The 13,395-nt window shown below is 56.1% G+C and carries 12 protein-coding genes; 8 read left to right on the forward strand and 4 right to left on the reverse strand.

From position 1 onward, the window contains the following. Nucleotides 1–27 precede the first annotated feature (27 nt). Nucleotides 28–1,428, forward strand: a complete 1,401-nt coding sequence (sthA, locus tag J9880_RS07015) for a Si-specific NAD(P)(+) transhydrogenase (RefSeq protein ID WP_095924158.1) — start codon at nucleotides 28–30, stop codon at nucleotides 1,426–1,428. Here sthA and oxyR read toward each other — a convergent pair. Next, nucleotides 1,411–2,334: a DNA-binding transcriptional regulator OxyR gene (gene oxyR, locus J9880_RS07020; RefSeq protein WP_095924157.1), complete on the reverse strand. Its 924-nt coding sequence runs from the start codon at nucleotides 2,332–2,334 to the stop codon at nucleotides 1,411–1,413. The two genes, sthA and oxyR, sit on opposite strands and share 18 nt — an antisense overlap. 160 nt (nucleotides 2,335–2,494) lie before the next feature. On the opposite strand from oxyR, the gene J9880_RS07025 reads away from it, so the two are divergent. The 6 genes from J9880_RS07025 to J9880_RS07050 all read left to right on the forward strand — a co-directional run bounded on the left by J9880_RS07025 (nucleotide 2,495) and on the right by J9880_RS07050 (nucleotide 8,678). Further along, complete coding sequence (locus J9880_RS07025) at nucleotides 2,495–3,256, forward strand: glutathione peroxidase (RefSeq protein WP_131693808.1); 762 nt, start codon at nucleotides 2,495–2,497, stop codon at nucleotides 3,254–3,256. Between the two features lie 205 nt (nucleotides 3,257–3,461). Further along, the gene (locus J9880_RS07030) at nucleotides 3,462–4,481 is read left to right on the forward strand and encodes a LacI family DNA-binding transcriptional regulator (RefSeq protein ID WP_166654484.1); all 1,020 of its coding nucleotides are present in this window, start codon (nucleotides 3,462–3,464) and stop codon (nucleotides 4,479–4,481) included. Between the two features lie 134 nt (nucleotides 4,482–4,615). After that, the gene (locus tag J9880_RS07035) at nucleotides 4,616–6,004 is read left to right on the forward strand and encodes a Sapep family Mn(2+)-dependent dipeptidase (RefSeq protein WP_119823879.1); all 1,389 of its coding nucleotides are present in this window, start codon (nucleotides 4,616–4,618) and stop codon (nucleotides 6,002–6,004) included. Nucleotides 6,005–6,006: 2 nt separating this feature from the next. After that, nucleotides 6,007–6,327: a PTS fructose transporter subunit IIB gene (locus tag J9880_RS07040; RefSeq protein ID WP_095924153.1), complete on the forward strand. Its 321-nt coding sequence runs from the start codon at nucleotides 6,007–6,009 to the stop codon at nucleotides 6,325–6,327. Nucleotides 6,328–6,363: 36 nt separating this feature from the next. After that, nucleotides 6,364–7,596: a PTS fructose transporter subunit IIC gene (locus J9880_RS07045; protein WP_205948381.1), complete on the forward strand. Its 1,233-nt coding sequence runs from the start codon at nucleotides 6,364–6,366 to the stop codon at nucleotides 7,594–7,596. A 14-nt stretch (nucleotides 7,597–7,610) separates the two neighbouring features. Continuing rightward, a complete protein-coding gene (locus tag J9880_RS07050) occupies nucleotides 7,611–8,678 on the forward strand; it encodes an aminopeptidase P family protein (RefSeq protein ID WP_232770255.1) in 1,068 nt (355 codons plus the stop codon). 40 nt (nucleotides 8,679–8,718) lie between these two features. Here the strand turns inward: J9880_RS07050 and argH are convergent, their stop codons facing one another. From argH to argC, 3 genes are all read right to left on the reverse strand, one after another. After that, the gene (argH, locus tag J9880_RS07055) at nucleotides 8,719–10,095 is read right to left on the reverse strand and encodes an argininosuccinate lyase (protein ID WP_119823883.1); all 1,377 of its coding nucleotides are present in this window, start codon (nucleotides 10,093–10,095) and stop codon (nucleotides 8,719–8,721) included. An 86-nt stretch (nucleotides 10,096–10,181) separates the two neighbouring features. After that, complete coding sequence (gene argB, locus J9880_RS07060) at nucleotides 10,182–10,955, reverse strand: acetylglutamate kinase (protein WP_095924150.1); 774 nt, start codon at nucleotides 10,953–10,955, stop codon at nucleotides 10,182–10,184. A gap of 132 nt (nucleotides 10,956–11,087) precedes the next feature. Then, nucleotides 11,088–12,092 (reverse strand): N-acetyl-gamma-glutamyl-phosphate reductase, encoded by a 1,005-nt coding sequence (argC, locus tag J9880_RS07065; protein ID WP_095924149.1) that lies wholly within the window; start codon nucleotides 12,090–12,092, stop codon nucleotides 11,088–11,090. Nucleotides 12,093–12,230: 138 nt separating this feature from the next. Here argC and argE point away from each other — a divergent pair, with 138 nt between their 5' ends. Then, nucleotides 12,231–13,382, forward strand: coding sequence for an acetylornithine deacetylase (gene argE, locus J9880_RS07070; protein WP_195818217.1), 1,152 nt, complete (start codon nucleotides 12,231–12,233; stop codon nucleotides 13,380–13,382). The last annotated feature ends 13 nt before the right edge of the window (nucleotides 13,383–13,395 follow it).

Raw genomic sequence — 13,395 nt, forward strand, 5'->3', positions numbered from 1 at the left:
ATTTTGTATAAAAATAGGTTTCGAACTATGCAACAGCACTCACATTTTGATGCCATCATCATTGGCTCAGGCCCTGGCGGAGAAGGCGCCGCGATGGGACTGGTTAAACAAGGCGCCCGGGTTGCTGTCATCGAACGCTATAACAACGTCGGTGGCGGATGTACTCACTGGGGAACCATCCCTTCCAAAGCATTACGCCACGCCGTCAGCAGAATCATCGAATTTAATCAAAACCCGCTCTACAGCGATAACTCCCGCACAATGAGTTCCAGTTTCCCCGACATTCTGCGTCACGCCGATTCCGTTATTAATCAGCAGACCCGTATGCGTCAGGGTTTCTATGAAAGAAACCAGTGCCAGCTGTTCTCCGGCGATGCCAGTTTTGTCGATGCCAATACCATCAATATCCGTTATCCGGACAACACACACGAACAAATCACCGCAGACAACATCATCATTGCCTGCGGCTCACGCCCTTACCGCCCGGCCAATGTCGATTTCGGACATCCGCGCATTTACGACAGCGACCTGATCCTCGAACTGAGCCATGAACCGCGCCATGTGATTATTTACGGTGCGGGGGTGATCGGCTGTGAATATGCGTCGATCTTCCGTGGTCTGAACGTGAAAGTGGACTTAATCAACACCCGCGACCGCCTGCTGTCTTTCCTCGATCAGGAAATGTCAGACGCCCTGTCCTATCACTTCTGGAACAACGGGGTGGTGATCCGCCACAACGAAGAATTCGAGATGATCGAAGGCGTGGAAGACGGTGTGATCATGCACCTCAAATCCGGCAAAAAAGTGAAAGCGGATGCGCTGTTGTATGCCAACGGACGCACCGGTAACACCGATAATCTGGGTCTGGAGAACATTGGTCTGGAAGCCGACAGCCGCGGTCTGTTGAAAGTAAACAGCATGTACCAGACGGCGCTGTCACATATCTATGCGGTCGGTGACGTCATCGGTTATCCGAGTCTGGCCTCGGCCGCGTATGATCAGGGCCGTATTGCCGCGCAGGCGATGATTCAGGGGGAAGCCAAAGTCCATCTGATCGAAAACATTCCGACCGGCATTTACACCATTCCTGAAATCAGTTCCGTGGGGAAAACCGAACAGGAACTGACGGCGATGAAAGTGCCGTATGAAGTGGGCCGTGCGCAGTTTAAGCATCTGGCACGCGCACAGATTGCGGGCATGAACGTCGGCAGTCTGAAATTGCTGTTCCACCGCGATACCAAAGAAATTCTGGGTATTCATTGCTTTGGTGAACGCGCAGCCGAGATTATTCATATCGGCCAGGCCATCATGGAACAGAAAGGTGAAGGCAATACTATCGAGTATTTCGTTAATACGACCTTCAATTATCCGACGATGGCGGAAGCCTATCGCGTGGCGGCACTGAACGGCTTAAACCGCCTGTTTTAAGACGGCGGTTTTATCCATGTAAGGTTGCATGTGCTCTTTGATGGCTTCGGCGAGCTGCTCGTAACGCCCGCGCAGTGGCGAACCGGGACGGTAGACCAGCGCAATGGTGCGGCGCGGTTCCGGTTTGTCACAGGCCAGATATGTCACACCATCACGGCTGCGCTCATTGGGCACGGCCAGTGATGGCAGCAATGTGATCCCGCTGCCCGCCGCCACCATATTGCGCAGGGTTTCCAGACTGGTTGCCCGGAAATGCGTATCTTCGTCCGCGCCCGCCTGGAAACAGAAACCCAGCGCCTGATCGCGCAGACAGTGCCCGTCTTCCAGCATCAGCAGTTTCTCACCGGCCAGATCGGCCATTGCCACGCGATCGCGCGATGCCCACGGATGATCGTCATAGATCGCCAGTTTCATTGGCTCATCAAACAGCGGCACTTCTATAAAAGCTTCACTCTCTTTCACCAGCGCCAGAATGGCACAATCGAGCTTTCCGCTGTCGAGCTGCGCCAGAAGCTGATGGGTTTGTGCTTCGTGCAGATACATTTCCAGTTTCGGAAAAGTTTTGTGCAGCGAAGGAATAATTTGCGGCAGCAGATAAGGCCCGACGGTCGGGATCAGCCCGATATGCATCGGCCCGGACATCGCCTCGCCCTGCTGGCTCGCCATCTCTTTGAGCACTTTCACTTCGCGCAACACCGTCCGCGCCTGATCGACCAGCAGCAGACCGGCCTGAGTGAACAACACTTTGCGGCTGGTTCTTTCCAGCAACATAACGCCCAGCTCATCTTCCAGTTTGCGGATCTGCCCGCTCAACGTTGGCTGACTGACATGGCATGAATCTGCGGCGCGACGAAAGTGACGAAACTCTGCCAGTGCCACCAGATACTCTAAATCGCGAATGTTCATTTTTCCTCCAGTCCCTATAAGGCGATGCGATAGCCGTTAACGATAGATAAGATAGCAATCAACGATTATATCTATCAACCATTATCGTGAATAATGCCTCCCAACGAAACGGCCACGCCGAAAACATATTCGATTTTATTTATTAATTAAGAGGTTATTCATGTTTGCAAGCCAGGAAGGGAAAAACGTACCGCAAGTCACTTTCCATACCCGTCAGGGCGACCAGTGGGTAGATCTCTCCAGCGATCAGCTGTTTAAAAATAAAACAGTGATTGTCTTTTCACTGCCGGGCGCGTTCACCCCGACCTGTTCATCGAGCCACCTGCCACGTTACAACGAACTGGCACCGGTGTTCAAAAGTCACGGCGTGGACAGCATTCTGTGCGTTTCCGTCAACGACACCTTTGTGATGAACGCGTGGAAAGCGGAACAGAACGCCTCCAACATTACCTTCATTCCGGACGGTAACGGCGAGTTCACCAAAGGCATGGATATGCTGGTGGAAAAAGCCGATTTAGGTTTCGGCCCGCGCTCATGGCGTTATTCCATGCTGGTGCGCAATGGCGTGGTGGAAAAGATGTTCGTTGAGCCAAACAAACCGGGCGACCCGTTTGAAGTGTCTGACGCCGACACCATGCTGAAATATCTGGCACCTGAATTTAAAGTGCAGGAATCGGTTTCCGTGTTCACCAAACCGGGCTGTCCGTTCTGTGCGAAAGCCAAACAAATGTTGCAGGAACGCGGCATTCAGTACGAAGAAATTGTATTAGGTAAAGATGCGACCACCGTCTCTCTGCGCGCCGTAACGGGCCGGGCGACAGTACCACAAGTCTTTATCGGCGGACGCCACATCGGGGGAAGTGACGATCTGGAAGTGTACCTGCACTCAGAAACGCAGGACGTGTGCGAAGTGGCACAGTAACCGACATAAGAAATCTGCTGTAAAAAGTAAGACAAGAAGTCCCTGCATTATCGACAAAAAGAAGCAAAGTAAGACTACGTGAACTTTCGGCGGACTTCGGGTCCGCCTTTTTTTATTTAACAATCCCCTTCTGAGATCGCCCACCCTGTTTTCCTGCTCTTCTCCTGCGACACTTTGCGGTTGTTTCATGGCGAATGGCGGAACGATGACAGCGCAAAAACCCCGCAACAAAATTACGCAGCAGGATGTCGCCCGTCTGGCAGGGGTGTCCGTTTCGGCGGTATCACTGGTGCTCGGCGGCAAAGGCCGTATTTCCCCGCAAGGGGTAGCGCGAATTTATCAGGCCATCGAACAACTGGGATATCAGTTGCCTGCCACCGCCGTCCCCGCCTCTTTGCCCCGCATTGGCCTGTTACTGCCGCATGACTGCGATTTTTCCGCCGCGTTACTGCCGGCGCTGGCGAAAACCCTGCAACAGGCCGGTTTTACCCTCGCACTTTCTTATGTCGATTTGCACCCTTCGCGGTTACTGGCTCAGGCCGGAACGCTTCTGACACAGGACATCTGCGGCATGCTGGTGTGCGGGAGGCTGCTCAACGATAACCCCGATGTGTTGCAGGCGCTGAGTTCACGCGCTGACGCCCGTCACATCGCCCTGACCGGGATCAGCGCCCATCATCATCCGGGTCCGGTTGCCGCCGTCCATCCGGACAATGCGCTGGCGGCACATCAGGCAACGGACGCCCTGCTTAAGCAACAGCATAAACATATCGCGTATCTCGGCGGCGAAAACCATTCGCTGGTACGCGCCGAAAGACTGGGCGGGCTTTCCGTGGCGCTGGGTAAAGCGGGCGTGGCCTTTTCACCGTCGCTCAGCCTGCCCTGCGCCGCCACCTTTGCGGATGCCTCCCGCGCCGCCGAACAGTTACTTAAACAGCACCCCAAAATCTCGGCAATCCTGTGCGATAACCCGACGGTTTTGCAGGCGGCGCATCACACGCTGCTTAGCGGAACACAGGCACACCGCTGGCGGTTGTTTTCACGGCGCATCGCCCTGACCGGTTTCGGCGAATGTGAGTCATCCCTGAAACTGCAATTGCCGGTGATTGCCGCCCGTCACCGCACGCTGGCCCGTCGGGTGCTGGAATGCCTGCAACATCAGCTGGACGGCAACACATTATTGCCCGGCGATCCCCGCCTGACGGTGCCTGCCGTCTTCCTTTAACCTGTCCGGCAGGCAGGTAAAAAAAATCGGCGAAAAATTTTACCCGTTTTATTTATCATTCCTGACCCGCGCCTTTTGACGCTTTTTCCACCACCGCTGATGCTGTATCCAGGTTTTTCACAGGGTCAGGGTCAATGATCGACTTCTCAGCACACGCCCGGGATCGGGCCACGCAGTTCCTCACATTACTCGCGCAATGGGTGGCTATCCCTTCGCCTTTCGACGCGGACAGCCGGCAGCCCGACGCCCCCTTTGGCCGCGGCATTGCCGATGCGCTGCACTGGTGGCAGACCCTGGGCGACAACGCCGGGCTCGCGACCCTGAATGTCGATCACCATGCCGTGCATATCGAATACGGCAGCGGCGACGAGATCGTGTATGTCTTTGGTCACGCCGATGTCGTGCCTGCCGGTGACGGCTGGCATTTCCCGCCCTATCAGCTGTCCCGTCTGGGCGACAAACTGATTGGTCGCGGCGTCGTGGATGACAAAGGCCCGATGATCGCCGCCTGGCTGGCGCTGGATATTCTGCGCGAGCTGAAACTGCCGCTGGCGCGCCGGATCCGGCTGGTGGCGGGCGGCAACGAAGAAACCGGCTTCCGCTGTATCCGCCGGTATTTTGAATCGCAGCCGCAACCGGCATTTGCCTTCACGCCGGACGGAAAATTTCCGGTGATCTACGGTGAAAAAGGTTCGCTGCTGGTCAGGCTGACGTCGCCGGTTGAACAGACCGGGCTGAACGTGGCCTGCGGCAACGTCGTGAACACCATTCCTGATGTCGCGCATCTGCGTGGCCTTTCACTTTACTCCGGCGGATGGACACTGGCGGACGGTTTTACGCTGCTGGCGGAACCGGCCTGCGCCGATCACTGGCAGTTGTATGGCCGTGGCGGCCATTCATCTAAACCGGAACAATGCCTGAATCCCATCACCGCCACGGCGCAGTTACTGCATCAGCGATTCAGCAGTCACTGGACGCAGCAACTTTGCGACATCACCGACGCGACAACCGGCCAGAACGGCGTGCGTTTTGCGCTGGATACCCCGGGCGAATGCGGGCAGATCCTGCTGGTGCCCACGGTACTCAACATCGGTAACGGGCAGATGACACTGACGCTCAACGTGCGCTATCCCGAGAATCTCAGTACAGAAGAGATTACCGCCAGCCTGACACGCTGGCTTCGCGGCTGGCCCGCAAGCCGTATTGATATTGAGCCGGTCAAACCGCCGGGCTTTTATCCGCCAGACAGTGCGCTGGTGCAGACGCTGCATGAGATTTACACCCGCCACACCGGCGATCACCATCATCCTTCCCGCACCACCGGCGCAGGCAGTTACGCCAGCGCGATGCAAAACGCCGTGATCTTCGGCTGTGAGTTTCCTGACGGCTCTTCCGGCAATACGCATGGTGCGGACGAATACGGCAGTTTGTGCCGCTTTATCAGCGCGACCGGCATGTACGCCGAAGCGCTTTACCGGCTGGCAAACCTGCCCGCCGCCACCCCAGAAAAACGAGGTATCTGAAAATGTCTGCAAAAAAACTGATTGCGCTGTGCGCCTGCCCGATGGGACTGGCTCATACCTTTATGGCTGCCGAAGCCATTGAAGTGGCCGCCCGTGAACGCGGTTATGAGGTGAAAATCGAAACACAGGGTGCCGACGGCATCCAGAACGAACTGACAGCGGAAGACATCGCGCAGGCCACGGTGATCATCCACGCCACCGGTATCACGCCGCAAAACATCGAGCGGTTTAATGGCGTTGAAGTGTATGAAGTCGAGCTGAAAGACGCCGTAAAAAACGCGGGCGGACTGATCGACGAAATCGAAGAAGATCAGCGCCAGTAATTCCACATTTGCTTTTTTAAGCGCAAGGAGTTCCCCGTGACGATAAGAAAAAGAGTCATCAACACCGGTCACAGTCAGGCCACAGAGACACCGGCGGCACCCGCAGGCAAAGGCCAGAGCCATGCCTGGAAAGAGTTCAGCAAACACATCATGACCGGCATTTCCTACATGATCCCGGTGCTGATTATGGGCGGTCTGATCGGCGCACTGTCGCAAATCATTCCTTATGTTTTTCTGGGTATGTCGCCGGATGAGTCGATCATGGCGGCGCTTAACAGTGGTCGTTTCAGCGGCAGTTCGGTGTGGATGCTGCAAATCGCCAGCATCATGGAAAGCTTTGGTTTCACGCTGTTTGGCTTTGCGATACCGATGTTCGCGGCGTTTACCGCCAACTCTATCGGCGGGAAAACGGCACTGGCGGCGGGCTTTATCGGCGGCTATGTGGCGATCAAACCGGTGGCTGTTCCGGCGCTGGTCGGCGGAGAATGGGCTGCCGTCGCGCCGGTCGCTTCCGGCTTCCTTGGTGCGATCGTGATTGCGTTTGTGGTCGGCTATTTCGTTCGCTGGCTGAATAACACCATCAAACTGCCGCACAACTGGCTGGCCTTCAAAACCACATTCTTCATCCCGCTGATTTCCGCCATTATGGCGATGTTGCTGATGGTATTCCTGATCACGCCGGTCGGTGGCTGGCTGAACACGCTGATCAAAGAAGCCTTGCAGGCCGCCGGCGCGGCAGGCACCTACTTCTACGCCACCTTACTGGCGGCGGCGACGGCGTTTGACCTGGGCGGTCCGGTCAACAAAGCGGCAGGGTTTGTGGCGCTGGGCTTCACCACCGAAAAAGTTCTGCCGATCACCGCGCGCTGTCTGGCCATCGTGATCCCGTCGTTTGGCCTGGGGCTGTCAACGGTCATCGATAAATGGCTGGTTGGCCGCCGTGTTTACGACCGCCAGTTCAATCAGATTGGCCGCACCGCGATTTTCCTCGGCTTTATGGGCATTTCCGAAGGGTCGATTCCGTTTGCACTGGAACGTCCGGGGTTTGTCATTCCGGTGTACGTCATCGGTGCCATTATCGGCGCGCTGCTTGGGGTTTCGCTTGGTGCGGTGCAATGGTTCCCGGAATCCGCTATCTGGGCATGGCCGCTGATCAGCAACATTCCGGCTTACCTGACCGGTCTGATCGCAGGTTCGCTGTTTATCGCCGTCACCTGCGTGTTCTACCGTAACCGCCTGATCAAAAAAGGCTTACTCGAGATCGCCTGAGTCCGGAGGACACCATGAGTCGTCAGCAACGTCTGACTGCCCTGCGCCAGCAGATGGCAGAGCAGCATATTCCCGCCGTGCTTCTGACCGACAGGTTCAGCAAATATGCGGTGGCGGATCTGTACAGTGCCTCCGGCTACGTGCTGGTCACAGCAACCGGCCTGTGGATACTGGTCGATGGCCGTTACAGCGCCGAATGCCAGCAGAACAATCCGGGCGCTGATGTGCTGACCCTCACGGCGCAGCAGACGCTGGCGGACTGTCTCACCCGATATCTGCCCGGCGACCGGCTATATGCCGATGCCAGCGCGTTATCGCATCTGGCATGGCAGGCGCTGGAAAAACAGTGCAATGTGCCGCTGCAACACCGGGATGCGTCGGCTTTGCGGATACATAAATATCCTGATGAAATCGTGAAAATCCGTCAGGCCGCCGCGATAGCCGACCATGCCTTACAGACGGTGATGCCGCTGATCCAACCGGGCATCAGCGAAAAAGCACTGGCCGACCATCTCGAAATGGCGGTCCGGCAGGCCGGTGGCAGCAAAACGGCCTTCGATACCGTCGTGGTGTCAGGCCCGCGCGGGGCGTTGCCACACGGGCGTCCGACAGAGAAAAAGCTGACGGCCGGAGAGCTGGTGACGATTGATTTCGGCGCGGTATATCAGCATTACTGTTCCGACATGACGCGGACTTTCGCGCTGGGCGAGGTCAGCCCGGCACTGAAGGCGATGTATGACACGGTATTTATCGCGCAGCAGGCCGCACGCGAGGCGGTCAGGCCTGGGATCCGTTGTCAGGAACTGGATGCCGTGGCGCGGGATAGCATTTCTGCGGCGGGGTATGGCGACTATTTCAGCCACAATCTCGGGCACGGTCTGGGATTAGATGTTCATGAAGCGCCCGCCCTCAGTCCGCAAAATGCGCAACCGCTGGAACCGGGAATGATCATCACGATTGAGCCGGGGATTTATATTCCGGGACTCGGTGGTGTGAGAATTGAGGATGACGTACGGGTGACCGAAACGGGAGGCGAACTGCTGACGCAGAGTCCGCGCCGTTGGGAAGAAATCGTTGTTTAGCCGGGTTTCTCCCCCTTCACAGGGGGAGAAATTTCAGGAATTACAGCCCTAAACGCGCTTTCGCATCGGCAATTGCCTGTGCGACCTGTTGCGGAGAAACGCCGCCTTTGGCTGCGCGTTTGTCGAGACAGGATTGCAGCTCAAGGATCGGATACACATCGTCGCCAATCACGCTGCTGAATTTCTGCAAATCGGTCAGCGGCAAGGCTTCCAGCGCTTTGCCCTGCTTAATCGCCTCCACCACCGCTTCACCGACAATATGGTGCGCTTCGCGGAACGGTACGCCTTTGGCGACCAGATAATCCGCCAGTTCAGTAGAGTTCGCGTAGCCCTGTTGCGCCGCTTCTTTCGCACGCGGACGTTTCACCTGAATGCCGTCCAGCACCAGAGACGCCATGTTCAGGCAATCCATCCAGGTATCGAGCGCGTCGAACAACCCTTCTTTGTCTTCCTGCATGTCTTTGTTGTACGCCAGCGGCAGACCCTTCATGGTCATCATCATGCCGGTCAGGGCGCCCTGCACACGGCCACATTTGCCACGGATCAGCTCCAGCGCATCCGGGTTTTTCTTCTGCGGCATCAGGGAAGACCCTGACGTCACGCGATCGGACAAATCGATAAACGCCGCTTCGCCGGTATTGAAGAAGATCAGGTCTTCGGCAAAACGGGAAAGGTGAACCATGCTGATCGCCGCGTTAGACAGCAGTTCAAGAACATGGTCGCGGTCAGACACGCTGTCGAGGCTGTTGCGGGTCGCGGAAGCAAAACCTAACCAGCCTGCCAGTTGTTCGCGATCCATCGGATACGCGGTACCGGCCAGCGCGCCACATCCCAGCGGGCTGACGTCCAGACGGGTCAGGGTATCTTTCAGGCGGCTTTCATCACGCGCCAGCATTTCGACATACGCCATGCACCAGTGCGCAAACGTCACCGGCTGCGCGCGTTGCAGGTGGGTGTAACCCGGCATCACCGCGTCCTGATTGGCTTCGGCAGTGGCGACCAGCGCCTGCTGTAAATGATGCAGCGCGTCGCCCAGTTCCACGACCTGCGCTTTGCACCACAGTTTAATGTCAGTCGCGACCTGATCATTACGGCTGCGGCCGGTATGCAGTTTCTTACCGAGATTGCCGACCTTGTCGATCAGTTTGCCTTCAACCCAGCTGTGAATATCTTCTGCGTCGCTGGCTAAAATAGCGCGCGGGTTGGCACGGACTTCTTCCAGCAGAACGGTCAGCGCCTCTTCCAGCTGAATTTGCTCGTCAGCCGTTAAAACGTTGACGGTCACCAGCGCTTTGGACCAGGCCACGGAACCGACGATGTCCTGCTCTGCCAGCCGGTAATCGAAACGCAATGAGTCATTCAGTTCTTTAAACCGCTGATCCGCTGCCTGAGTAAAACGTCCGCCCCAAAGTGCCATTTTCCTGCTCCTGAAATTTTTTATGCAAAAGGGCGCACTCTGCTGCGCCCTGACAAAAGTGTGTACCGGATACGCCGGACGATGCGTTACGCCAAAATGCGTGTGCCGATCGCGACGCCGTTAAACAGTGCCGGCAATTGCTCGGCGTGACGCCAGCTGGCGATATCGACCGGACGTCCGAGAGAACGTGCGGCGTCCAGCGCAGCGTGAACTTTGACGATCATGCCGTCAGTGATAATCCCCTGATCGATAAGCTGTTCGGCTTTCTCCGCACTCATCTCAGGAATGCGCTGGCCTTTGCCATCGAGAATGCCGCTCACATCAGACAGCAGGATCAGATCCGCGCCCAGCGTGGCCGCCAGCGCCGTCGCCGCCTGATCGGCATTGACGTTCATCAGTTCACCGGCAGCGGTGATACCGATAGAACTGACAATCGGCAGGTAGCCTGCACCGTGCAGCGTGTTGATCAGCGCCGGATTACCGGCTTCGGCTTTACCGACGTAGCCCAGTGATTCATCCAGTTGCGTCACGCTGACCGTGCCGCCGTCCGCCAGAGACAGCCCCACCGCATTGATGTGGTTTTTGACCGCCCAGGCCAGCAGGGTTTTGTTGGCGCTGCCCGCGAGCGCGCCGGTAATGATGTCAATCTGATCCGCCGGAGTCACACGCAGACCGGCTTTTTTCACCACCGGCAGATTCAGCTTTTTCATCAGCTCATCAACCAGGCAGCCGCCACCGTGAACAATGACCAGCGGGCGGTGATATTCCTGACGATAAGCCACAACCGCCATGAACAGGCGCTCAAGTGCTTCTTCATTGTCCAGCAACACACCACCTAACTTGATGACTAACGGATTCATAGCTGTTCGCGCCCCGACCGGTTGAGAATGTTAATTAATAACAATAGGTTTTGATTCAATCTACCACCCCTGCGCGTCTGAATAAACGCTCAGGGGCGGTTGTTTTCTGTTTACTGACAATCTGACGGAGGGTTAAAGCAGTGACTGCGTCTCAGGGAAACCGAAACGGATATTCATGCACTGAACCGCCTGCGCAGATGCGCCTTTCAGCACATTATCTTCCGTGGCGACCACAATCAGATGCTCACCTTTCACCGCAAAACCGATATCGCAGAACGGCAGGCCGACCACGTCTTTCAGCGCCGGAACGCCTTTGGTGTACAAGCGCACCAGCGGTTTATCGTGATAGGCATTATGGAAAGCTTCCGCCACGTCCTGCTCCGTCACACCGGCCTTCAGACGGCAGGTGATGGTCGCCAGAATACCGCGCGGGAAATTACCCAGATGCGGAGTGAAAATCACCGGCACCCCAAGATGCTCGACAATTTCAGGATGATGACGATGGTTGAACAATTTGTAAGGCTGAAGGCTGACTTCACAGAAGCTGTTGCCCAGCGTGGCTTTACGGCCCGCGCCGCTGACGCCGCTGGTGGCGTTGATCACCGGCCACTGGCTGTCGTTGAGCAACCCATTTTCGATAAGGGGTTTGAGCGCCAGCTGTGACGCAGTCGGGTAGCAACCCGGGACGGCAATCAGCTGTGCGTCTTTTAATTTGTCCGCCTGCCATTCGGCCAGGCCGTACACGGCTTTATCCAGCAAATCGGTATGCTGATGCTCAAAGCCGTAAAATTCGGTGTAAAACTCAGGTTTGCTGACACGGAAGGCACCGGAGAGATCGAAGACCACGCAGCCCGCCGCCAGGAACTGCGGCGCTAAATCGTGGCTGACTTCATGCGCCGTCGCCAGAAACACCACATCGACGCCTTTTGCGGCTTCCGCCACGTCGGTCAGCGGCCGGACCGGCAGATCGACGATGCCTTTTAATTGAGGATGCAAATCAGAAAGCAATTTTCCTGCATCTGCACTTTGCGCTGAAACCGTTAAACCGGTTATGTTCATATGTGGGTGGCGATTCAGGTATGCAGCGAGTTCAGCACCGGCATAGCCTGTGGCACCAACAATCAGCGTATTCAACATAGGGCTTGTTCACCTTCTCAATTTTTTGGGTAGGGGCCGGATGAATTTTTTCCGGTTTCCTTACGCGCTGGCTTATTGTATTTTTATTCACAATTATTGCATGAATATGAATACTACCCTAACTAAAGGCTGTCAACAGTGAAGATGAAATTACCTCCTTTTATTGAGCTCTACCGGGCGTTAATCGCAACCCCTTCCATCAGCGCCACAGACGCTGCACTGGACCAGAGCAATGAGACGTTAATCAATTTACTGGCAGGCTGGTTCGGTGATTTAGGCTTCAACGTCGAAGTGCAACCCGTTCCAGGAACGCGCCATAAATTCAATATGTTAGCCAGTACCGGTACAGGTGCGGGCGGTCTGTTACTGGCCGGTCATACCGACACCGTTCCGTTCGATGACGGCCGCTGGACACGTGATCCTTTCACCCTGACCGAGCATGAAAATAAGCTCTATGGTCTGGGCACTGCCGACATGAAAGGTTTCTTCGCCTTTATCCTCGATTCACTGCGCGATGTCGATCTGAGCAAACTGACTAAACCGCTGTATATTCTGGCGACCGCCGATGAAGAAACCACCATGGCCGGTGCCAGCTATTTCTCCAAAAACGCCAGCATTCGTCCTGACTGCGCGATCATCGGCGAACCGACCTCCCTCAAGCCGGTTCGTGCGCATAAAGGCCATCTGTCGAATGCCATTCGTATCACCGGTCAGTCCGGCCATTCCAGCGATCCGTCGCGCGGCGTGAACGCGATTGAGCTGATGCACGAATCGATTACCCATTTAATGACGCTGCGCAATACGCTGAAAACCCGTTACAACCACAGTGGTTTCGTCATCCCGTACCCGACCATGAACTTTGGTTACATTAACGGCGGCGATGCGCCAAACCGTATCTGCGCGTGTTGCGAAATGCATATGGATATCCGGCCGCTGCCGGGTCTGACACTCACCGACATTGACGGTCTGCTGAATGAAGCGCTGGCACCGGTCAGCGAACGCTGGCCGGGACGTATTGTGATTGAAGAACTGCATCCGCCGATCCCGGGCTATGAATGTCCGCCGGATCACCCGCTGGTGCAGGTGGTTGAGAAGCTGTTAGGTGTGGAAACGGAAATCGTTAACTACTGCACCGAAGCGCCGTTTATTCAGGAACTGTGTCCGACGCTGGTGCTGGGGCCGGGTTCTATCGATCAGGCGCATCAGCCAGATGAATATATTGATACGGCGTTCATTAAACCGACTCGCGAGCTGATTTCTCAGGTCGTTCATCACTTCTGTTATCACTGATCCTGAATGTCGG

Origin of the sequence: Rahnella victoriana, assembly GCF_021276285.1 — a bacterium.
Lineage (GTDB): Bacteria > Pseudomonadota > Gammaproteobacteria > Enterobacterales > Enterobacteriaceae > Rahnella > Rahnella victoriana.

Coding starts and splice junctions, on each gene's coding strand:
- sthA (WP_095924158.1), top strand. CDS start 28: ATGCAACAGCACTCACATTTTGATGCCATCATCATTGGCTCAGGCCCT.
- J9880_RS07050 (WP_232770255.1), top strand. CDS start 7,611: ATGAGTCGTCAGCAACGTCTGACTGCCCTGCGCCAGCAGATGGCAGAG.
- oxyR (WP_095924157.1), bottom strand. CDS start 2,334: ATGAACATTCGCGATTTAGAGTATCTGGTGGCACTGGCAGAGTTTCGT.
- J9880_RS07030 (WP_166654484.1), top strand. CDS start 3,462: ATGACAGCGCAAAAACCCCGCAACAAAATTACGCAGCAGGATGTCGCC.
- argH (WP_119823883.1), bottom strand. CDS start 10,095: ATGGCACTTTGGGGCGGACGTTTTACTCAGGCAGCGGATCAGCGGTTT.
- argB (WP_095924150.1), bottom strand. CDS start 10,955: ATGAATCCGTTAGTCATCAAGTTAGGTGGTGTGTTGCTGGACAATGAA.
- J9880_RS07040 (WP_095924153.1), top strand. CDS start 6,007: ATGTCTGCAAAAAAACTGATTGCGCTGTGCGCCTGCCCGATGGGACTG.
- argC (WP_095924149.1), bottom strand. CDS start 12,092: ATGTTGAATACGCTGATTGTTGGTGCCACAGGCTATGCCGGTGCTGAA.
- J9880_RS07025 (WP_131693808.1), top strand. CDS start 2,495: ATGTTTGCAAGCCAGGAAGGGAAAAACGTACCGCAAGTCACTTTCCAT.
- J9880_RS07035 (WP_119823879.1), top strand. CDS start 4,616: ATGATCGACTTCTCAGCACACGCCCGGGATCGGGCCACGCAGTTCCTC.